The sequence below is a fragment of the Microcoleus sp. FACHB-1515 genome (assembly GCF_014696105.1).
GTDB lineage: Bacteria > Cyanobacteriota > Cyanobacteriia > Elainellales > Elainellaceae > JAAUTJ01.
The window spans coordinates 156,333-176,949 of the sequence record NZ_JACJPO010000066.1; the positions used below are offsets into that span (position 1 = coordinate 156,333).

Annotated in this window: 24 protein-coding genes; 10 read left to right on the forward strand and 14 right to left on the reverse strand. The window is 53.2% G+C overall.

The annotated features are described in order from the left end of the window. Positions 1–14 precede the first annotated feature (14 nt). Positions 15–1,523: a UbiD family decarboxylase gene (locus tag H6F67_RS22970; protein ID WP_190768981.1), complete on the forward strand. Its 1,509-nt coding sequence runs from the start codon at positions 15–17 to the stop codon at positions 1,521–1,523. Here H6F67_RS22970 and H6F67_RS22975 read toward each other — a convergent pair. The 8 genes from H6F67_RS22975 to gcvT form a co-directional block, all read right to left on the reverse strand. After that, complete coding sequence (locus H6F67_RS22975; protein ID WP_190768982.1) at positions 1,520–1,933, reverse strand: hypothetical protein; 414 nt, start codon at positions 1,931–1,933, stop codon at positions 1,520–1,522. The two genes, H6F67_RS22970 and H6F67_RS22975, sit on opposite strands and share 4 nt — an antisense overlap. Positions 1,934–2,068: 135 nt before the next feature. Continuing rightward, positions 2,069–2,650 (reverse strand): Uma2 family endonuclease, encoded by a 582-nt coding sequence (locus H6F67_RS22980; RefSeq protein WP_190768983.1) that lies wholly within the window; start codon positions 2,648–2,650, stop codon positions 2,069–2,071. A gap of 128 nt (positions 2,651–2,778) precedes the next feature. Next, the gene (frr, locus tag H6F67_RS22985; protein ID WP_190768984.1) at positions 2,779–3,327 is read right to left on the reverse strand and encodes a ribosome recycling factor; all 549 of its coding nucleotides are present in this window, start codon (positions 3,325–3,327) and stop codon (positions 2,779–2,781) included. Further along, entirely contained in the window at positions 3,314–4,042 is a 729-nt protein-coding gene (pyrH, locus tag H6F67_RS22990) for a UMP kinase (protein WP_242020771.1), read from the reverse strand. Before pyrH ends, frr begins: the two co-directional genes overlap by 14 nt. 82 nt (positions 4,043–4,124) lie before the next feature. Continuing rightward, positions 4,125–4,664 carry a thioredoxin family protein gene (locus H6F67_RS22995; RefSeq protein ID WP_190768985.1) on the reverse strand — a complete coding sequence of 180 codons (540 nt, stop codon included), beginning with the start codon at positions 4,662–4,664 and terminating at the stop codon, positions 4,125–4,127. 201 nt (positions 4,665–4,865) lie between these two features. Next, entirely contained in the window at positions 4,866–5,780 is a 915-nt protein-coding gene (gene speB / locus H6F67_RS23000; RefSeq protein ID WP_199304588.1) for an agmatinase, read from the reverse strand. Between the two features lie 82 nt (positions 5,781–5,862). Then, positions 5,863–6,252 (reverse strand): glycine cleavage system protein GcvH, encoded by a 390-nt coding sequence (gene gcvH, locus H6F67_RS23005; protein ID WP_190768986.1) that lies wholly within the window; start codon positions 6,250–6,252, stop codon positions 5,863–5,865. A 78-nt stretch (positions 6,253–6,330) separates the two neighbouring features. Next, on the reverse strand, positions 6,331–7,449 hold the full coding sequence (gene gcvT / locus H6F67_RS23010) for a glycine cleavage system aminomethyltransferase GcvT (RefSeq protein WP_313926914.1): 1,119 nt from the start codon (positions 7,447–7,449) through the stop codon (positions 6,331–6,333). Between the two features lie 158 nt (positions 7,450–7,607). On the opposite strand from gcvT, the gene nth reads away from it, so the two are divergent. From nth to H6F67_RS23025, 3 genes are all read left to right on the forward strand, one after another. Beyond that, positions 7,608–8,324: an endonuclease III gene (gene nth / locus H6F67_RS23015; protein ID WP_190768987.1), complete on the forward strand. Its 717-nt coding sequence runs from the start codon at positions 7,608–7,610 to the stop codon at positions 8,322–8,324. Further along, on the forward strand, positions 8,287–9,957 hold the full coding sequence (locus H6F67_RS23020; RefSeq protein ID WP_242020758.1) for a DEAD/DEAH box helicase: 1,671 nt from the start codon (positions 8,287–8,289) through the stop codon (positions 9,955–9,957). The genes nth and H6F67_RS23020 overlap by 38 nt, the downstream gene beginning before the upstream one ends. 144 nt (positions 9,958–10,101) lie before the next feature. Further along, a complete protein-coding gene (locus H6F67_RS23025) occupies positions 10,102–12,495 on the forward strand; it encodes a type II CAAX prenyl endopeptidase Rce1 family protein (RefSeq protein ID WP_190768988.1) in 2,394 nt (797 codons plus the stop codon). 3 nt (positions 12,496–12,498) lie between these two features. Here the strand turns inward: H6F67_RS23025 and H6F67_RS23030 are convergent, their stop codons facing one another. The 6 genes from H6F67_RS23030 to H6F67_RS28225 form a co-directional block, all read right to left on the reverse strand. Continuing rightward, positions 12,499–13,167: a class I SAM-dependent methyltransferase gene (locus H6F67_RS23030; protein WP_190768989.1), complete on the reverse strand. Its 669-nt coding sequence runs from the start codon at positions 13,165–13,167 to the stop codon at positions 12,499–12,501. A 108-nt stretch (positions 13,168–13,275) separates the two neighbouring features. Continuing rightward, entirely contained in the window at positions 13,276–13,893 is a 618-nt protein-coding gene (locus tag H6F67_RS23035; protein WP_190768990.1) for a superoxide dismutase, read from the reverse strand. Positions 13,894–14,165: 272 nt separating this feature from the next. Next, positions 14,166–14,525: a DUF5615 family PIN-like protein gene (locus tag H6F67_RS23040; RefSeq protein ID WP_190768991.1), complete on the reverse strand. Its 360-nt coding sequence runs from the start codon at positions 14,523–14,525 to the stop codon at positions 14,166–14,168. After that, on the reverse strand, positions 14,503–14,853 hold the full coding sequence (locus tag H6F67_RS23045; protein WP_190768992.1) for a DUF433 domain-containing protein: 351 nt from the start codon (positions 14,851–14,853) through the stop codon (positions 14,503–14,505). Before H6F67_RS23045 ends, H6F67_RS23040 begins: the two co-directional genes overlap by 23 nt. Positions 14,854–14,868: 15 nt before the next feature. Beyond that, a complete protein-coding gene (locus tag H6F67_RS23050) occupies positions 14,869–15,267 on the reverse strand; it encodes a hypothetical protein (protein WP_190768993.1) in 399 nt (132 codons plus the stop codon). Between the two features lie 42 nt (positions 15,268–15,309). Further along, entirely contained in the window at positions 15,310–15,432 is a 123-nt protein-coding gene (locus tag H6F67_RS28225; protein ID WP_277874623.1) for a hypothetical protein, read from the reverse strand. Positions 15,433–15,519: 87 nt separating this feature from the next. On the opposite strand from H6F67_RS28225, the gene rimP reads away from it, so the two are divergent. The 6 genes from rimP (at position 15,520) to H6F67_RS23080 (ending at position 20,603) form a co-directional block, all read left to right on the forward strand. Then, positions 15,520–15,981 carry a ribosome maturation factor RimP gene (gene rimP / locus H6F67_RS23055; RefSeq protein WP_190768994.1) on the forward strand — a complete coding sequence of 154 codons (462 nt, stop codon included), beginning with the start codon at positions 15,520–15,522 and terminating at the stop codon, positions 15,979–15,981. A 64-nt stretch (positions 15,982–16,045) separates the two neighbouring features. Continuing rightward, positions 16,046–17,374, forward strand: coding sequence for a transcription termination factor NusA (gene nusA, locus H6F67_RS23060; protein ID WP_190768995.1), 1,329 nt, complete (start codon positions 16,046–16,048; stop codon positions 17,372–17,374). Positions 17,375–17,541: 167 nt separating this feature from the next. Further along, a complete protein-coding gene (gene trmFO, locus H6F67_RS23065) occupies positions 17,542–18,909 on the forward strand; it encodes an FADH(2)-oxidizing methylenetetrahydrofolate--tRNA-(uracil(54)-C(5))-methyltransferase TrmFO (protein ID WP_190768996.1) in 1,368 nt (455 codons plus the stop codon). Between the two features lie 53 nt (positions 18,910–18,962). Next, complete coding sequence (locus tag H6F67_RS23070; protein WP_190768997.1) at positions 18,963–19,175, forward strand: DUF2839 domain-containing protein; 213 nt, start codon at positions 18,963–18,965, stop codon at positions 19,173–19,175. Between the two features lie 508 nt (positions 19,176–19,683). Then, positions 19,684–20,058 (forward strand): DUF1815 family protein, encoded by a 375-nt coding sequence (locus tag H6F67_RS23075; RefSeq protein WP_190768998.1) that lies wholly within the window; start codon positions 19,684–19,686, stop codon positions 20,056–20,058. Between the two features lie 80 nt (positions 20,059–20,138). After that, complete coding sequence (locus tag H6F67_RS23080; protein ID WP_190768999.1) at positions 20,139–20,603, forward strand: MgtC/SapB family protein; 465 nt, start codon at positions 20,139–20,141, stop codon at positions 20,601–20,603. Positions 20,604–20,617 lie beyond the last annotated feature (14 nt).

The following is a 20,617-nucleotide window of genomic DNA, read 5'->3' on the forward strand; positions in this document are numbered from 1 at the left end:
TACATAGATTTACGATGGCGAGAGATTTGCGGGGATTCCTCAGACAGGTTGAGCAGCGCGGGCAACTGCGACGGATTCAAGCGCTGGTCGATCCCGACCTGGAAGTGGCGGAAATCTCGAATCGGATGTTGCAGCAGGGCGGACCTGCCTTGCTGTTTGAAAACGTGAAAGGGTCGCCCTATCCGATCGCCGTCAACACGATGGGCACGGTCGAGCGGATCTGCTGGGCGATGAACATGGAGCGGCCTGAAGAACTGGAAACGCTGGGCAAAAAGCTGGGAATGCTTCAGCAACCGAAGCCCCCGAAAAAGATCGGGCAGGCGATCGAGTTTGGCAAAGTCCTCTTCGACGTGGTGAAAGCGAAGCCGCAGCGCGATCTGTTGCCGCCTTGCCATCAGGTCGTCGTGCGCGAAGACGAATTGGACTTGAATCAGATCCCGATGATTCGTCCGTATCCCGGTGACGCGGGCAAGATTATCACATTGGGATTGGTGATTACGAAAGACTGCGAGACGGGAACGCCCAATGTCGGCGTCTATCGGCTTCAGTTGCAGTCGAATAAAACGATGACGGTTCACTGGCTGTCGGTGCGCGGCGGGGCGAGGCATTTGCGGAAGGCCACTGAGCGCGGGAAAAAGTTGGAGGTGGCGATCGCGCTGGGTGTCGATCCGCTGATCATCATGGCCGCCGCCACGCCGATTCCAGTTGATCTGTCCGAATGGCTGTTTGCTGGACTGTATGGCGGTTCGGGCGTGAATTTGGCGAAGTGCAAAACCGTTGATCTTGAAGTGCCTGCGGATTCCGAATTTGTTCTGGAAGGCACGATTACTCCCGGTGAAGTGCTTCCTGATGGGCCGTTTGGAGATCACATGGGCTATTACGGCGGCGTCGAAGATTCGCCTTTGATTCGCTTTCACTGCATGACGCATCGGCGCGACCCGATCTATCTAACGACGTTCAGCGGGCGTCCACCAAAGGAAGAAGCGATGATGGCGATCGCCCTCAACCGCATCTACACGCCGATTTTGCGCCAGCAAGTCTCGGAAATTGTTGATTTCTTTTTGCCGATGGAGGCGTTGAGCTACAAGGCGGCGATTATTTCGATCGATAAAGCCTATCCCGGACAAGCTCGCCGCGCTGCGCTCGCCTTTTGGAGTGCGTTGCCGCAGTTCACCTACACCAAATTTGTGATCGTTGTGGATAAGTCGATCAACATTCGCGATCCGCGTCAAGTTGTCTGGGCGATTACCTCAAAGGTTGATCCCGTCCGCGATGTGTTCATTCTGCCGGAAACGCCGTTCGACACGTTGGATTTTGCTAGCGAAAAAATCGGTTTGGGCGGACGCATGGGCATCGACGCAACCACGAAAATTCCACCCGAAACCGATCACGAGTGGGGTGCGCCGCTGGAATCGGATGCAGATACGGCGAGGATGGTCGATCGACGCTGGGCAGAATATGGACTTGCAGATCTTAAGGCTGGCGAAGTCGATCCAAATCTGTTTGGCTACGATATGCGCTAACGAGAAGTTGGGAGTTGTTTGGGTGAGGTAAGTAGCCGAGTTGAGTCAAGTAGCTTAGTTAAAGTGCTTTGCTTGCTTTGCACGATCTTTAAAATTTGCCTCGCGGTTTCTAGCCCAGTGCCCAGATCAGCTCCTGTCTTCTCTATTTTTTTGGAAAATTCAATTAATCCATCAATTTGTTCAGTCAACGATGTAAGCCAGTCTTTAGTTACTGTTTGCCCATTTTCAAGTAGCTCTAGGCGCTTCATAATCTCACTCAACTGCTCTAGTTGCTGAATGTGCGCCTTCAGTAGATTGCTGTGAAGCGATTTTTTGCGATCGCGATCGCGCAACATCACAACCACAGCTACCACACAAAACAATGACAGGAGCATATTGATAGCGAGCCAAACCCAAAGAGTAGATTCCATTGCAACTGAGACAAGAAGGGGATTAAATTCATTATTCCCGCTTCGTTTTACATAGCAGCATCAGTAGCGTAAAGGTTTGCTCAAACGGCGCGAAGTTGCAATGAAGCTGAGTTGATAGAATGAACTGATCGCCCGTTAATCTTGCTGAAAGATGCGATCGATCGAACTTTCCCAAGCCGGAACCACATCTGATTCAATTCGACTTTCGCCTGTAAATAGCGTGTCTTCATACTGACCATCCACCCATTTACAAACCGTCACTTGCCGAGTTTCAGGATCAACAATCCAATATTCTTGAATGCCTCTGGCGGCATATTCGGTACGCTTGTGGCGATAGTCGCGGGCACGATTGGTTGCACCGGGAGAAACGACTTCAATTACCAGAGCGGGCGGCGGCATTTCGCGGGTAATGGTGGCGCGAGTTGTGCCGTTCAATGCGGCCTTTGATTCTTCAGTATGAACGATCAGATCGGGGATGCGGCATCTCGATCGCCGTCCAGTGACTTCAATTTCGGTGTCTTTGTAAGCAATCAGCAGAATGGGAAAATGCTTGAGCAGTTCTGCAAACAATCGCTTTGCAATATTGTTGTTCGCATCACTTTCAGGCGGCATTTCAACTAATTCTCCATCAACCAGTTCGTAGCGAATGTCTGTGCCGTCGTCGAAAGCGAGAAATTCCTCAAAGGTCAGCAGTTTTTTGGCAGTAGTTTGGCTCATCGTCCTCACCTTGGCGCTACAGCAATTTTAGCGATCGCGATCTTGATTCCACAAAAATTGCCCTGCGCGGCATGGATGCGATCGACACAGCGCAAGGCTAATTTTGGATTTGGATAACATTGGACGGCTTAAACCGTTTTGATGTCGGTTTCTTTTTCAGCGAGAAGCTGTTCAATTTTGCTGCTGTATTTGTCCGTCAGCTTTTGAATTTTGTCTTGCAGATCGCGGGCTTGATCTTCTGGCAGTTCACCGCCTTTTTCCTGCTTGCGAACCGCATCGACCGCATCGCGACGAATATTGCGAATTGAGACTTTGCCTTCTTCGGCAAATTTGGCGGCGAGCTTAACAAATTCTTTGCGGCGATCGGCAGTCAAAGGCGGAATGTTCAGGCGAATAATCGAGCCGTCGTTGTTGGGCGTCAGGCCGACATCCGAAAGCGAAATCGCCTTTTCGATTTGGTTGAGCGTGTTGCGATCGAACGGCTGAATCGTGATCGTGCTGGCGTCGGGTGTGCTGATGCTGGCGAGCGATTTGAGCGGCGTTGGTGTGCCGTAATATTCGACCGTAATTCGATCGAGAATTGAGGCATTGGCGCGGCCTGTCCGAATCGTGTTGAACGATCGCTGCGTGGCTTCAACTGCCTTTTGCATGTGGTCTTCAACGTCAGGTAATTTCACAAGATCCTCCAACAATCGTTCCAATCGATTCTCCCATCACGGCGCGGCGAATGTTGCCCTTAACCGACAGATCAAACACAATGATGGGGATATTGTTATCTTTGCACAGCGCGATCGCCGTGCCATCCATCACGCGGAGGTCTTGCGCCAAAACATAGCTGTAGGTGAGTGACTGGAAGCGCTTGGCGTTTGGATTTTTCTTCGGGTCAGAGTCATACACGCCGTCTACTTTCGTTGCCTTAAAGACGACTTCGGCGTTGATTTCCGCTGCTCTGAGCGCGGCAGTCGTATCGGTCGTGAAAAACGGATTGCCCGATCCGGCACCAAAAATCACGACGCGGCCTTTTTCCAAGTGGCGGATGGCGCGACGACGGATGTACGGTTCCGCGACTTCTTGCATTTCGATCGCCGTCAACACTCTGGTCGGCACTTCAATTTGCTCAAGCGCGTCTTGCAGCGTCATTGCATTCATCACCGTCGCGATCATGCCGATGTAGTCAGCCGTTGCCCGATCCATGCCTGCGGCTGCGCCTTTGACGCCGCGAAAAATGTTGCCACCGCCCACGACGATCGCCACTTCAACGCCTTCCGCAACTAAACCCGCAACTTCCTGGGCGATTTCTTGAACGATCGCCGGATCAATTCCGTAGGACAACTCGCCCATCAGGGCTTCACCGCTCAGCTTGAGTAAAACCCGTCGGTACGCCATTCCCATATTTGTGACAATTTTTGAACTCAAATTGATTCCAAATTAAGCTACCGATCCCTGTTTTGTCTATGGTTACGAGTAGTTTTACTCATTGACGCCATTTCACTGAGCAGCCGATCGCACTGGTAGAAGGCGATGCGATCGCTTCTCCCTTGAGCAATTGGGCGATCGCATCGCGCAAATAGGACGAGCGAACGGCCTGCGGATCTTGAGCGCTGTCATCGATCGAGCCGCTGTATTGCAAAACACCTTGGCGATCGAGCAGATAAACTTCTGGCGTTCGAGAAGCACCAAAGCTTTGCGCCACGTCTTGCGTCACATCCCGCAAATACGGAAAGTTCAATCCATTTTCCTGAGCAAACACCTTCATCTTCTCGAAGCTGTCTTCGGGATAGGTTTTGTCGTCGTTGGCGTTGATGCCGATCAGCGTCACGCCCTGATCGACAAAATCCGCCTGAATCTGCTTGAGGCGATCGAGATACATCCGCACATACGGACAGTGATTGCACATAAAAATCACGGCCACTGCCCGATGATTTTCGAGATAGCGAGCCAAATGATGAACGGTGCCATCAGTGGCGGGCAGTTCAAAATCTGGAGCGTAGCTGCCGATCGCAGTTCCAGTCATAGCATTGAGGAGGTGTCGGGTATTGGGAGTTAGCGAAAGCTGGAGGCTAGGGTGTGTTTGAAGACCTTCTGGTTGTGTGATTTTCTGGCAGAGATCCCCCCTGAATCCCCCTTAACAAGGGGAACTTTGAGCGATGGTTTGGCTCCCTCCTTTTTTATGGGGTGGGGCAGGATCGATGGCTGTTAAAACTCACCCCAACCCCTAATCTCTCGTAATCCAGTTTTGCGCGATCGCTTGATATCCAATTAATTTATAAACCAACTTGGCAGCGGTAAATTCAGAGACGACCGAATCGGCAATCGGGGCAAGCTCCATCACGTCGCAGCCGATCACGTGATGGCGATCGAAGACTTTTTTCAGGAAGGTCATTAGGGCATACCAGTTGAGTCCGCCTGGTTCTGGTGTGCCGACACCCGGCATCAAAGTGGGATCGATGCCGTCGAGGTCGATCGTAAAGAAAACGTTGCGAGTGGAAATGCTGGCAACCGCGCGATCGATCCAACCGGGATCGGCGGCAATTTCACGAGCGCGAAAGACGGTTAGATTTTTTTCCTTGATCAAATCCGCTTCTTCTTTGCAAATGCTGCGGATGCCGATTTGCACCGTCGGAATTTCCATATCGACCACGCGCCGCATGATGCAGGCGTGATTGTGAATCGAGCCTTCATATTCGTGCCGCAGGTCGCCGTGTGCGTCAATTTGCACAACGGTAAACGGTTCGCCTCCGCGATAGGCAGCAACGAGTCCGGTTGTGATGCTGTGTTCACCGCCGAGTCCGATCACAAATTTGCCGTCTGCAATCAGCTTGGCGACGGTTTTTTGAGTCACATCGAGCATTTCTTCAGCAGCAACCGATCGCCCGTTGCGCGTGTCCGCGATCGATTCGTGCGTGTAAATGCCGACAGGCCACACTTCTCGATCGAGTTCTTCGTCGTAATACTCGACCTGCTGAGAGGCGTCGAGAATCGCGGCAGGGCCGTTTTCGCAGCCGCGTCGGTAGGTCGTCGTCGCTTCGTAAGGAATCGGCAAGATGACGACGCGAGCCGTTGCGTAGTCAGTGGCAACATCCGCACCCAGAAACGGCAAATCGGCCAAAGCAGTAGAAGTCAGCATCATCAATCGCCCGGAAGGAACACTCGATCTTGACACAAGAACGGGGCGATCGACACAGCGGCCATGCTACACCGTTCCCAAAGCGCTATTCGCCTTCGACTTTTTCGCGATACTCGTCAGCCGACATTGCTTCCTCAAGCTGTTCGGGCGCGTTTACACGCACCTTGATCAGCCAGCCTTGACCATAAGGATCTTCGGCCAACTGTTCGGGCGCGTCTAGAATCGGGTCGTTGCGATCGACGATCGTGCCCGAAACAGGTGCGTTCAAATTCTCCACTGCTTTAACCGATTCAACCGTACCAAAAGTTTCGCCCTTTTCGATGCCGTCGCCGACTTCGGGCAGTTCCAAAAACACAATGTCGCCAAGCTGATCAACGGCAAAAGCAGTAATGCCGATCGTGGCAATGTCGCCTTCGAGTCCGGCGTATTCGTGCGTATCGAGATATTTCAAATTGCTGGGATATTCAAAAGCCATTGGTTGAATCCTTTTGGTGCTGAGGTAAATTATTTCGCAAAATGCGGGCGATCGCACAGCTTGTGGAGCGGGATGGCGCTATTTCGACATCGGGGAAACCGCCGCTTCTGCTCGATAAAATGGCTTCTTCACGACGATCGCCGGATGCGCTTTGCCGCGAATCTCGACTTCGATCGCCTGCCCAACTTTCGAGAATTCCGTCGGAACGTAAGCCAGCGCGATCGCCTGATTCAAAGTGGGCGAAAGCGTTCCGCTTGTGATTTTTCCGATCGCTTTGCCTTCGTGCAGAACCGGATAATCGTGCCGAGCAATGTTGCGCCCCTGCATTTGCAGCCCGACTAGACGACGTGAAACACCTCGCTGTTTTTGCTGCTCCAAAATCGATCGCCCGATGAAGTCGCCTTTGCTCTCCAGATGCACCAGCCAGCCTAGTCCAGCTTCCAGCGGCGTTGTGGTTTCGTCAATGTCTTGACCATAGAGCGCCATTGCTGCTTCCAGCCGCAGCGTGTCTCGTGCGCCCAGTCCGCAAGGCGTGACGCCGGATGTGGAGAGCGATCGCCACAGTTCAAGCCCAACATCGGGATCAAGCATGATCTCAAAGCCATCTTCGCCTGTGTATCCCGTCCGGGCAAAAAAGCTGGGCGAACCGAGCAAATTTGCTTCCAGATGGCCGAAGCGGGGAATCGCAGTTAAATCGGCCTCGACCAGTGGAGCGAGGGTGGCGATCGAATTCCTTCCCTGCACGGCAATTAGCACTTTGCGAGCCGAAAGATCGGTGAATTCGCGTTCGTCAAACTGCTGAAGCAGCCATGTTTTATTTTTGGCGATCGTAGAAGCATTGGCGATGATGAAAATCCGCTCCGCACCTGCTGTTTCGCCCTGATGATAAATGATGAGATCGTCAATAATGCCGCCGTCAGGATTGAGGAAAACGGTGTACTGAGCCATTCCGGGCTGAAGACGATCGAGATCGGAGGGCACAAGCTTTTGGAGGCGATCGATCACTCGCGTTCCCTGCAAGGCAAACTTGCCCATGTGCGAAATGTCGAACATGCCAACCTGCTGACGGACGGCTTGATGTTCTCGACTGATCCCCGCGAACTGCACGGGCATCTCCCATCCGGAAAAGGGAACGAGTCTGGCGGATTCTCGATAAATCGAATAGAGCGGCGTTCGCAACAGGTCAGAATTCACCACGATCGCAAAGTTCCTCAAAGCACTGTTTCGATCCTATAACGGGTGTCGGAGATCAAGTGTCAAGTGTTGACATAGGGAGCGATCGCAGCATTCCAAACTCGCTCTAGCTCCTAATTCCTAACCCCTAAAATAGAAGAGTCTTTTCGCTCCGCTCCCTCGTGCCTCGTAAATCCGCTATCCAGCAGCGTGCCCTGGAAATTTTGGTGCGCCTCAAACGCCTCTACCCGGAAGCGCCCTGTACGCTGAACTATGAAACGCCTGTTCAGCTTTTGGTTGCCACAATTCTTTCGGCTCAGTGTACCGATGAGCGGGTGAATAAGGTGACGCCTGCTTTGTTCGATCGATTCCCTGACGCACCTGCGCTTGCTGGAGCCGAACTGGAAGAACTGGAAAATTTGATTCGATCGACGGGCTTCTACCGCAACAAAGCCAAAAACATTCAGGCCGCCTGTTCGCGCATCATGACGGAGTTTGGCGGCGAAGTGCCGAAGCGGATGGAAGACCTCCTGACGCTTCCCGGTGTCGCTCGCAAAACAGCCAATGTCGTGCTGGCTCATGCTTTCGACATTCATGCAGGCGTCACGGTCGATACGCACGTTAAACGGCTGAGCAATCGCTTGGGCATGACGAAACACGCTGATCCGGTTCGCATCGAGCGCGATCTAATGAAGCTCCTCCCGCAGCCGGACTGGGAAAACTGGTCGATTCGGATTATTTATCACGGTCGCGCCGTCTGCATGGCGCGAAATCCGGCTTGCGATCGCTGTGCCTTGGCCGACTTGTGCCCCTCAGTGGATTTAACCAAAGTCACGCCGCCGATCGTGCCTGTGCGGATGGATGAAATTGCGGCGACGGCATTGGGTGATCGAACCTGAAGCGCGATCGCCATTTGCACGGCGCTATAGTACATTAGACTTCTTTGCGCCGCCGTTTTCCATGCCTTCTTCCGCGATCGAAGCTCCCACGCTGCGACCCTATCAGCAGCAGTTGATTAAAGATTTGTACGTCAAGCTCGGACAGGGCTATCGGCGCGTGGCGATCATTGCCGGAACCGGAGCGGGCAAAACCGTGATCGGCGGCAAAATCTGCGCGGATACTGCGGCGCGTGGCTTGCGGCTAATGTTTTTGGTGCATTTGGATGTCCTCGTCGGACAGACGCATCAAAAGATGGAAGCGTTTGGCTTGCGCTGCGGCTTCATCAAATCCGGCTGGAAAGAAGACCCGGACGCGCCGATTCAAATCGCCAGCATTCAAACGATGGAAAAGCGATCGTGGTGGCGCGACTGGCCTGCCAACGTCGTCTTTTTTGACGAAGGCCACACCACCGTTTTCAGCCAAATCGGGCAGGAAATCATCTACGAAACGCATTCCAAAGCCGTGCATCTGGCAATGACTGCGACGCCGTATCGACTGGGACGCGAGCAATTGGGCGATCACATGGAAACCTTTGTCGCCTCTCCAATTCCTGCTGAGCTTCAGCGGATGGGCTATCTTGCGCCGATGCAGTATTACGGCGTGCCCAAGGATTCGCAAATCAAGCTGGATGACGTGCGGACGGTGGCCGGAGATTTTGACGATCGCGACCTGAAGAACGCTTGCGATCGCCCGGAACTTGTGCAGCGAATTGTCGAAGAATGGCAGCGGTTGACACCGGGAAAGCGGACGATCGCCTTTTGTGTCGATGTCGAACATGCCCGCCATGTCGCCGCCGCCTTTCGCGAAGCAGGCGTTCCCTCAGACGTGGTGGACGGCAGCACACCAATTAAGGAACGACAGCGCAAATATCGCGATTTGGGAACAGGAAAACTGCTGGTGCTGACTTCCTGCAACGTGATCAGCATCGGCTTTGATGAACCGAGCGTCGAGGTTGGCTTGCTGTTGCGGCCTACGCAGTCGAAAGCGCTGCACTATCAGCAGGTCGGCAGACTACTCAGGATTTCGCCCCAGACCGGAAAAACATGCGGCATCATTCTCGATCAGGCAAACAATTTGCTCAGGCTCGGCTTTCCCGAAGACATCCAGTTTTACAATTTGCCGACCAGCCGCGAACCCGGAGACGCGCCGCCCCCCGCCAAAAAGCAATGTCCACAGTGCGATCGCCTCGTCTGGGGCTTTGTGATGACCTGTCCAAGCTGCGGCTATGCCTGGGAAACGATCGCGCCTGTCCACAGCGGAGAACTGGTGGAAGTCTACAGCGAAGAACTGTTGCGGCAAATTGAACGCCGCAAAATGTACGATTTCTACCGTACTCAACGCCAAAAAACTTATCGCGAAGGTGCTGCACCCAACTGGACAAAAAGCGCTTTTTTCAAAGAATTTGGCAGCTTTCCCGAAGCAGGCTGGAACTTTGGTGCAATTTTTGGCGACAATCCGACTGACGCGGAAAAAATAGCCTATCGCGATTATTTGGTGCGCGTTGCGAAGCAATATGGCAAGTCGATCGCCTGGGTAATCGAAGAATTTCAGGAAGAATTTGGCTCGGAAAATTGGCAAACATTCTTTCAATGAATCATCTGGAAAATTGCCTGCTGCATCGGTAGACAGGATTTGATCCAAATGAAGAAAACCCAGAGCGTTCCACTGTGAAGCGATCGATCTGGTTTTTAATCGAAATAAGCAAATTAGAAAAAATGGCATCGATCGAGGCGCAAGATGGCTCGTTGGCGAAAAATTAATTGGCTGATCGGGCTGATGTTGGCTCTCGCCTTGGGGCTGAGTCGAGGGTCGATCGCCACTCCGGTCTACAGTGCCGACTATCAGCCGATCGCGCAGTGGATTGGCCGCTTGATTTTGCCCACCTCTAGCCAACAAGCGAGTTTTCCGGGCGATTGGGTGTGGCTGGAAGTGCAACACGCGCCCATTGCCGACCTGAACGGCCAAACCGTCCGCCTCACCTGGAATTCGCAGCCCGACACGCAAGCCTATCTCGAAGCGGTGACGCGGAATGTCCGGTTCACAACGGCGACGATCGACAGCCAAAAGCGCGGCAACGTTCATCCCGATCGGCTAAACGGACGCAACCAAGTCGGCGCACTGCAATCGCTGGCCGGAGCGAGGCCAGAAGACTCGGTGACGGTGATGCTCGATCGCCCGCAGGTCGAAGCGGAATCGGGCAACGTGATCCTCAGGCTCGATCGCGACCCGATTCAGGTGACAGGTCAGTTTTATGGACTGGTGAAGCTGCTGGAGCCTGTCGATCGAAAGCCGCTGCCTGCTGCCTGTCCGGGCGATCCGCCTTGCCCCAGCCAATTTTTTCGCGTCCAGCATTTTCGTGCCAGTTCCGGTGCGTTTGACGGGGCGATCGAAACGATCAAGCTTCCCCAGTTACCTGCGGATCACAACGGCATTTTTCCCTCGACCAATCGCGACATCACAAAATCTCCAGCGGGACAAGCGGGCTGGTACATTTTTGGCGCGAAAGATCAATCGGGTCTGTTTGTCGTCGAATCGATCGAGCCGCGATCGCTCGTTCAGCTTGATCCCGATCGCGTGATCATCGGCGACGCCAGCCTCAGCTATGCCCGCAATTCGCTCTGGGCAGATTTGACGAAGGGCACGGTGCAAACGACGCTGCTCGACCCGACGGCAACGAGCGAGGACGAAGCCCGATCGCGCTGGCAGGAAGGCGATCGCGCTTTGGTCTTGCACGTCTTTGGCGGCATTGGCGGCGAAAAGGCCGAGCCGCTGGGCGTCCCAAACACGATTACCGGACATTTTGCGTTTGGATCGGGGCGAATCGATCGCGACCCGCTCTCAAACCAGTTGCGCTGGAGAATTGAATATGAGCAGGTTTACGCCCACAATCCCAACGGCATCGTTTCGGGTTCAACTTTGTGGCAAAACTACATGGGCAACCTCGATCGCGGCTGGCTCGGCACGCGCCCCGTTGCCGATATTTTGATTCGCTTTGATCCGGTTTTGGAAGATTACGACTTTGATGGCGTCCGCTTTTCGCCCCTGTCTGAATTTTTGCTGCAACTGCGAATCATGATGGCTCGCTATCGCGTCGGAGACGGCACAGGCAGCGCCACCGTCACGCCCGCGACCTCGTGCATTCAAGATTCGAGTCAGGCGTTGTTTGTGGCGATCGCTCGTCTCAAGCAGCAGGCCAGCGATCCCCGCATTCAAGCTTGGCTAGCCGCGCATCCTGACGACGAGCAGACGCAGCGGTTTGAAAAACTCGTGGCCTTTGGCAAAGCGATCGAGGCCGACCTGCAACCGCTGGGCATTGTCCGCGCTGATTGGGACAGTGCCAGAGAACAGGCGGCGATCGCAGGCGTGGAAGACCAGCCGTTCCGCGATCCCAGCATTTGGGCAGGCTTGACGACCTGGCGGACGCTGACGCCCCGACAGGCACAAGACGAACTCGCGATCCAGTTTCTTCGCCGTAATGCTGCCCTGTGGATTTTTCGGACGAATCAGGTCGGCGGTTGGGACGGCAGCATTGCACCGCTGGCTCCCACTGCTCTGCTCGGTGAAATTACGATCCCCAACACGCAAATCTCACCTGCCACGACGCTGCTCAATCGCCTTCTCGCATCGCTCTCGCTTCCCAACTGGCGCGACATCTCGATCGTCGCGGCAAGTCTGGGAATTTATGCGGCGATCGCCATCCCGATCGGTCTCCGCCATCGCCTGTTGCGCCTCGAATCTGCGGATCTGAATTCGATCGAAATTGGCCTGCTGAGCCTGCGCGTTCTGTTCACTCCCGCTTTGTTTGAAGAATTGCTGTTTCGCGTCCTTTTCCTGCCGCACCCCAGCACAATTATTCAAGAAGCGAACTGGTGGCTGTGGGGAATTGCCAGCTTGATCGTGTTTGTCCTCTACCATCCGCTCAACGCCAAAACGCTGTACCGCGCAGGTGCATCCACGTTTAGCAATCCGACATTTTTAGCACTGGCTGGACTGCTGGGGATCGTTTGCACGATCGCTTATCGCCTGACGGGATCGCTATTCGTAATCGTCGTGATTCACTGGGCGATCGTTGTGCTTTGGCTGCTGTATTTTGGCGGTTTATCCAGACTACAAAAACCAGTTCATTCCTAGGAATTAGCGATCGATCACCAGCATTTGATTTCCGCCAATTTGAAATTCATAGGGAACAATTTGCAGCTTGGCGCGAAAAGAATTGAGAACGGTTTCAAGGTGAATCGATCGCGCTCCAGACGCATTCAAAATCGGAAAAATTCGCACCTGTTTGGCAATACGCAGCAATTCTTCGATCGACTGGAGATGAAATTCGATCGGCAGCAAGTCCGAATAGGTCAACAGCAAGTGACTACACAAAGCGAGATCAAATCGATCATCAGCAAACGGCAAATTTGGTAGTTCGGCAACAACATAGCGATTCTCAGATAGCCCGATCGACAGATCTTGAATAAATCTTCGCATTGCAGCCAGCCGTACCTGTCCGAGTTGTTGTGGTGAAGCGATCCGATCGTCCCAAACATAGCTCGATCGATTGGCTTCGATTTTTGTCAGCAGCGATCGCCAAGTTGCTTCAACTCGCTGCTCAATTTCTGCGGCTGAAAACTGATAGAGCGGATCGCAAGAAACGATCGAATAGCCTTGCTCAGTCATTTCAGCATTAAAGCTAGCAGGGCCGCCGCCACAGTCGAGAATTTTGCTCGATCGATCTACCAAATGCAAATCAAACATCCGCTGATATTCCTCGGCATTGCGTCCCCAAGGCACGATCGATTTCAGTTGAATTCCCATAACGACTTTTCTTGAATTTATAATACAAAACCCAACCAGTATCGAACAACTGGCTGGGCTGAAATTGCCTAGGTTAGGTTAGCGTTGAACTGCTTTTTGCGCGATCGATTACGCTGCGCGGGCTTGCTCTAGTCGGCGGTTGACTTCTTCCCAGTTCACCACGTTCCACCAAGCATTCAGGTAGTCAGCGCGGCGATTTTGGTACTTCAAATAGTAGGCATGTTCCCAAACGTCGTTGCCCATGATCGGCTTTTGGCCTGCGGTGATCGGGCTGTCTTGATTCGGCGTTGCCGTCACTTGGAACTTGCCGTCTTGATCAAGCACGAGCCAAGCCCAACCGCTGCCAAACTGCTTCAGGCCAGCGTCGTTGAAGCGCTGCTTGAAGTTGTTGAAGTCGCCAAAGGTTTCGGAAATCACTTGGGCGATCGCGCCAGTCGGTTCACCGCCTGCATTCGGAGCCATGATTTGCCAGAACATCGTGTGGTTGACGTGACCACCGCCGTTATTGCGAACGGCTCCGCGCACATCTTCGGGAATTTGGTTGAAATCGCGGATCAAATCTTCAGCGCTGCGGCCTTGCAGTTCAGAATACTTCTCAAGAGCGGCATTGAGGTTGTTGACGTAGGCAGCGTGGTGTTTGTCGTGGTGAAGCTGCATCGTCTGGGCGTCAATGTACGGTTCGAGAGCAGCGTAGTCGTAAGGAAGCGGGGCTAATGTCTGAGCCATATTTGTCAAACTCGGAATGACTTCAATAATCTAAATGTAGTCAGTATGAGTTTGAAATTCAAGTCCTTTTGCTAGTTATTCTCAAAAATTTTGGTTGTAATCACCGAACTGCATCGATCGGGGATTGGGACTCGATCGCAACTTCAAGCCGCGATAGCCAATGCGATCGATTGAAATTCAAGCTCGGTTGCGGCTGCCCAATCCACAAAGCACACTTATCTGGCGGCTTGGCGATGTCCAATTCGATCGCGCTACTTTGAATGCATCAGCAACTATGGCAAGGGCAAATGTTCGATTCGGTCTTGAAACTCCTGATCGAATGCTGCCAGGGCAATGAGAATTAATTCCTCAAGATTTCTGCCAATGCTGAGATTCGCATTCAGAATGAGGATTCCGGGTATATGGCGATCGGAAGCTAAATGCTCAGCCAAATGAACAGGCATACTGCTTCGGTTATTAGTAACGAGTACAAAATCGTTCTGCTCGCACCACTCTAAAACTTTTGGATCAAGGGTTCCTTTGGGTGGTGCACCTGCCTCACCAATGATCATGTCTTCTAGCTGAGAAACTTGTTGAAGCAGTTGAATTTTGTAGGCTCGATCGACATTTTCATCCAGCAGAAACTTCATCATGCTCCGACTTCATTGCCGCTTGCTCTGCTTTAAACTGGCGCAATCGTAAGGCAGCAGGTGAAGGATTTAGCCGTTGTACTTCTCGTCTCTTTCGATTATTTTCTTGCCACTCATTTAGGTATTGAGTCATCACTTCCTGATTGTGCAGGTAGTAGAGGATTGTAGCGTAGACTTGCTCCAATGTCAGTGTGGAGTAAGACTGAGCAATTTCTTCGGGCGATCGCTTCCAATACAAAAAATCATGCAGAATCGTTTCAATCCCCACTCTGGGTCCTTTGAGTCGAATATCGTTTTCTGCAAAAAAGTCAAAATAGTCTTCCAGGTGCATCAATTTCCTCCAGTCTTACTTGTCTTCATGCTTGTTTGCTAAATTCCATTTCAAATAATGATTTATATCTTTAATTGCATCTTCAATGCGCCAACGAAATTCAATTTGATCGCGAAGTTCACGAAGCAGAATTGGCTTAACCAGGTGTTTTTCTAAGCGTTGCTTTGTGCGTGCAATGTATGCAAGTCCTAAACAGGCGTTGGCACGAACCGCAGGATCGGAGTGTTCAGCTAGACCTAAACATACACCCTGCGCGTATTTCCAATTTGGGCAATGCTCACCCAATGCCAATGGCAGGATGAGAAGTTCTTGAATTGAGCCGTGACGCAATACTTCTTCAATCTGCTTGCGATCGGCAAACAAGGGAAGCGGGCGGTAAATTCGCAAGGGCGAATCTGATTTAGAACGACTCATCGACTGAAAAGATGAAATGTTATTGCCACTCTATCAATCATTTCAAAACAACACTTCTTCCCAGATCACAACTTGGGATTGAATTCCCGATCGCCGCCCCACGATCGCCCAAACCCGCGCTACACTGGAAACCGCAAGGACGACTGCTTCTTGCGACTGCCGCATCTTTTCTGTGGAAGTGGGTCGATCGCCCGCTTTTTTTATTGTCTGTGTTTCCTCAGATGCGGCGCTTCACTGTTGGGAAGATTGCTTATGTCTCATCCCCTGATCCCCCAGATTCTTGATCTGGCCGCTCCCGTTGCCGATTCGCTTGGCCTAGAAGTGGTCGGAGCCGTGTTTCACACCAACCAAAATCCTCCGGTTTTGCGGGTTGACATTCGCAATCACACGCAAGATACGGGATTGGAAGACTGCGAACGCATGAGTCAGGCGCTAGAGGTTGCCTTGGACGAAGCGGATTTCATTCCGGATGCTTACGTGCTGGAAATTTCCAGTCCGGGCATTTCGCGGACGTTGACGACCGATCGCGAATTCATTTCGTTCAAAGGGTTTCCCGTCACCGTGACGACGACGGAACCGCACGACGGGCAAAAAAAGCGATCGGGCAATTTGATTCGCCGTGATGACAAAGCCGTGTATCTCAGTCTCAAAGGTCGATCGATCGCGATTCCCCGCAACGTGATTGCTTCCGTTCAATTGGACGATCGCCAATAGGTTCGCTGCAACGCTCGTTTTCTACCCTCACACCCCAAACCGAATATCTACGGAGGTTCCCCCCATGTCGCTCGTCAGCCTACCCGGTTTGCAAGACATGATCGACAGCATTAGCCGTGAGCGCAATTTGCCGAAACACGCGGTTCAGTCGGCATTGCGCGAAGCTTTGCTGAAAGGATATGAACGCTATCGCCGCACCCATCGCGCTGATGCTCCCAATTTTGACGAAGAGTATTTCAACAATTTTGAGGTCGAACTGGACGTGGAAGATGAAGGCTTTCGCGTGTTGGCGACCAAATCGATCGTCGAGGCGGTTGACAATCCCGACCATCAAATTTCGCTGCAAGAAGTCCAGGAAGTCGCAGACGAAGCGCAGCTAGGCGATACGGTTGTGCTGGACGTGACGCCGGATCAGCGCGATTTTGGCCGGATGGCGGCGATTCAAACCAAGCAGGTTTTGGCGCAAAAGCTGCGCGACCAGCAGCGCAAACTGATTCAAGAAGAATTTCAGGAATTGGAAGGAACGGTTTTGCAAGGGCGCGTCGTGCGATTTGAGCGGCAGTCGGTGATTATGGCGGTTGTCAGCGGTTTTGGTCAGCCGGAAGTGGAAGCGGAACTGCTCAAGCGCGACCAGCTACCGAACGATAACTATCGTGCCAATGCCACGTTTAAGGTGTTTCTCAAGCGCGTTTCCGAAGGCGCACATCGCGGTCCGCAACTGCTGGTTTCGCGGGCAGATGCCGGATTGGTGGTGGATTTGTTTGCGACTGAAGTGCCGGAAATTGAAGACGAAATTGTGCGGATTGTCGCCGTTGCGCGTGAAGCAAATCCGCCGTCGCGATCCGTTGGCCCCCGCACCAAAATCGCCGTTGATACCTTAGAGCGCGACGTTGATCCGGTCGGAGCCTGCATTGGCGCACGGGGATCGCGCATTCAAGTTGTGGTGAACGAACTGCGCGGCGAAAAGATTGACGTGATTCGCTGGTCGCCCGATCCGGCCACCTACATCGCCAATGCGCTGAGTCCGGCGAGAGTGGATGAAGTGCGCTTGGTGAATCCTGAAGAGCGACAGGCGCATGTGCTGGTTCCAGACGATCAGTTGAGTTTGGCGATCGGCAAAGAAGGCCAAAACGTCCGCCTCGCGGCTCGGTTGACAGGCTGGAAAATTGACATCAAAGACTCGGCCAAATACGACTATGAAGCCGAAAACCGCAAGATCGCGGAACTGGCAGAAGAACGTCGTCGCGCTCAGGAAGCTGCGGATGCGGAAGCCGAAGCTGAAGAATACGAAGAGTACGACGACGACGAGGAGTTTGAGGAAGAGGAAGCCGATCGCCCCAGTGCGGATGGATTTGGGGATGCGATCGGAGATGCCCTGCGTCGGCCTGAATAATCAAAAGATGCCGGATCGCTGGTGTCGGCAGTGAAAGCGCTGCTCAATGAGGAGAAACGACAGAGGCAGGACTGTACAACGGTGTTGGCTCGCTTCCCTCCGACTTCTTTCTGCCGACACCGAACACCCAGCTTGTACCCTGAAAGAAGTGATGTGGCGCGATCGACATGAACAAATCCATTCCAGTGCAGGTGATTGGCGGCGGTTTAGCCGGAACTGAAGCGGCTTGGCAGATTGCTCAGGCGGGAGTTCCGGTTGTGCTGCATGAGATGCGTCCGCACTGCACGAGTCCCGCGCATCACACCGAGCATTTGGCCGAACTGGTGTGCAGCAATTCGTTTGGGGCGCAATCGAGCGATCGCGCTTCTGGCCTGCTGCATGAGGAACTGCGGCGGCTGGGATCGATCGTGATTGCCAAAGCAGATGAGCATTCTGTGCCTGCGGGTGGTGCGCTGGCGGTCGATCGCGCTGTTTTCAGCCGTGACTTAACGAAAACGCTGGCAAACCATCCGCTGATCGAACTGCGACGCGACGAAGTGCCGCAACTGCCGACCGAAGGCGTCGTCGTGCTGACGACTGGCCCGCTGACCAGTTCCGCCTTGGCCGAAGATCTGCGGAAGCTGACGGGAATGGAATATCTCAGCTTTTTTGATGCGGCCAGCCCGATCGTCGAGGGTGAATCGATCGATCGCGATATCGCCTTTCTCGCCTCTCGGTACGATCGCGGTGAAGCCGCCTATCTAAACTGTCCGATGAGTCGGGATCAATATCTCGAATTTTGGCAGGCGTTGCGTGAAGCGGAGCAGGCAGAACTGAAAGCGTTCGATCGCGAGTCGGCCAAGTTTTTTGAAGCTTGTTTGCCGATCGAGGAAATGGCGCGGCGCGGCGAAGACACGATGCGCTACGGCCCGTTGAAGCCAGTTGGCCTGTTTGACGCTCGACTCGGTGATTTTCGCGATCCCGCCAATCGCGACAAGCGGCCTTACGCAGTTGTGCAGTTGCGGCAGGAAGATAAGGCAGGGCAGCTTTGGAATCTGGTGGGCTTTCAAACCAATTTGCGCTGGGGCGAACAAAAGCGCGTTTTTCGCTTGATCCCCGGTTTGGAGAATGCCGAATTTGTCCGCATGGGCGTGATGCACCGCAACACGTTTCTGAACGCACCGGAACTGTTGCACTCGACGCTGCAATTCAAGTCGCGATCGACCCTTTTCGCTGCCGGACAGCTCGTTGGAACCGAGGGCTACACGGCAGCGGCAGCAGGCGGCTGGCTGGCTGGAACCAATGCCGCACGGCTCATTCTCGATCGCCCACCCGTCGCGCTGCCTGTTACAACGATGCTTGGCGCACTGATTGACTTCATCAGCACGGCAGAGCCGAAACATTTTCAGCCGATGCCGCCCAATTTCGGCATTTTGCCCGAACTGCCGCAGCGCATTCGCAACAAGCGCGATCGCTACGGCCAATATCGCGATCGCGCCCTTGCTGATCTGAAAAGCTGGCTGACTCAGCACAATCCTGTGGCGATCGGAGCTTAACGCTCAACCGCTATCATCAAAGTCAGGAGAAGTTGATTTTAGGTAGCTGTGCTATGGGTGACGCAAAACGACGCAAAGAAACACTGGGAGATAAATACGGCCAGGAAGCAACCATCTTGCCCTGGCTGCCGATTACCAAAACTCAAGCCCAACAGTTTGTCGAGCTGAGCACAAAGGGCGCCTGGGTGGGAATCGGCCTGCTGGTCGCCTATTGGGTGACGGTACGGTTCATCGGCCCTTCCTTGGGCTGGTGGCAGGTTCAGTAATCGTTCAGGATCTTCATAAATTCCGTTAAAGGAGTCGATCGAATCGATCGACTCCTTTTTAATTCGGCGATCCCGCCAGTGAGATTTGTGAAGTTGTGCTTAATCATACAGATTTTTTTGGCTACTCCGTTTTCTAAAGATGTAGTAAAGTAGCCGGAATGAGGCGATCGCGATTGGAAGAGATAGTTAAGTTTCACCCATTTTGGCAGTTTTCGCTTAGACTGCGATCGGGCGCTATCTACTTCTTTGTACGGATGCAGCTTTTACGGCTGAGATTGATACTTCGGCTAGAACAGAAGGTCTGAACTTCGGTGGGAACCCGCTTCACTCGCGTTTATTGCTTGTAACCCATTAAAAGCCGTTTTATTTCGCTTTATCACGACTTAACTCCAGGCGATGACTAAGCAGTTTTGGGTAGTGTTACTTAAAGGCTCTACCGCTTCAGGCACAAATCTTAAGAAAACCTTTAGAAAGGTTTAGAATGTAGTGTGGGGATAGGAGGTCAAGTGTGTTTTTAAGACTTGCAGACCAGCATCGTCAATTTGTGCAAGACCTGGTAATGAATCTTCAGGCGCTCGCCTTGGTGCTAGAGCGTCGGGGCTACCTGGCGTCTTGCTACACCTGTGGCGGTCAGATGAACAGCGCGTCGTTTATGGTGAGTTTGGGTAACGACCATCTCATTCGCTTTTTGGTGTCAGATTACGGGATCACCTGGACGGAGATGCGAGACGATCGCGAACTGATGAAGCTCGAAGGAGCCGAAGCCATCAGCCAGCTTCAAGAGCTTGCCAACCTGGTGAAATACCAAACCAAGCCATCTGAGTGCAGCCCAACGCTGGCACGTCCCGACCGCAAACCCGCTTCCAACATCGGCACAATCTAGAGGTGCGATCGCTTCCTTCTGCCCGTCAGCCAGGTTAACTTCTGGTTAAATGGAAGGAATCGAATGGTTCAAGTAGCAACATGTCCGAAATTTCGCTGCCGATCGATTGGCAGCATGTCTTGTTACGCCTGGTTCTCGCGATCGTGGTCGGCGGCTTGATCGGATTAGAGCGCCAACTCGATCGCAAACCTGCCGGACTGCGAACGCACATGCTGGTGAGCCTGGGAGCCGCCATCTTCGTGCTTTCTGGGTTGAGCGGTAGCGCGATCGATTCTGGGGATCACACTCGCGTCATTCAGGGGATCACGACGGGCGTTGGCTTTTTGGGAGCCGGAGAGATCATTTCACGCACCGATCGCCGCAAAGTTCAAGTGCGCGGCTTGACTTCGGCAGCAGCGATTTGGGTGTCGGCAGCGTTGGGCGTGGCGATCGGCGCAGGGCTGTGGTTTATCGGCGTTACGGGGGGACTGCTGACGCTGTTTGTGCTGTGGGGCGTGAAGCAGATTGAAGAGCGATCGAAGCTCGACAATGATACCGATTCATAGCGGGCGCAGCAAAA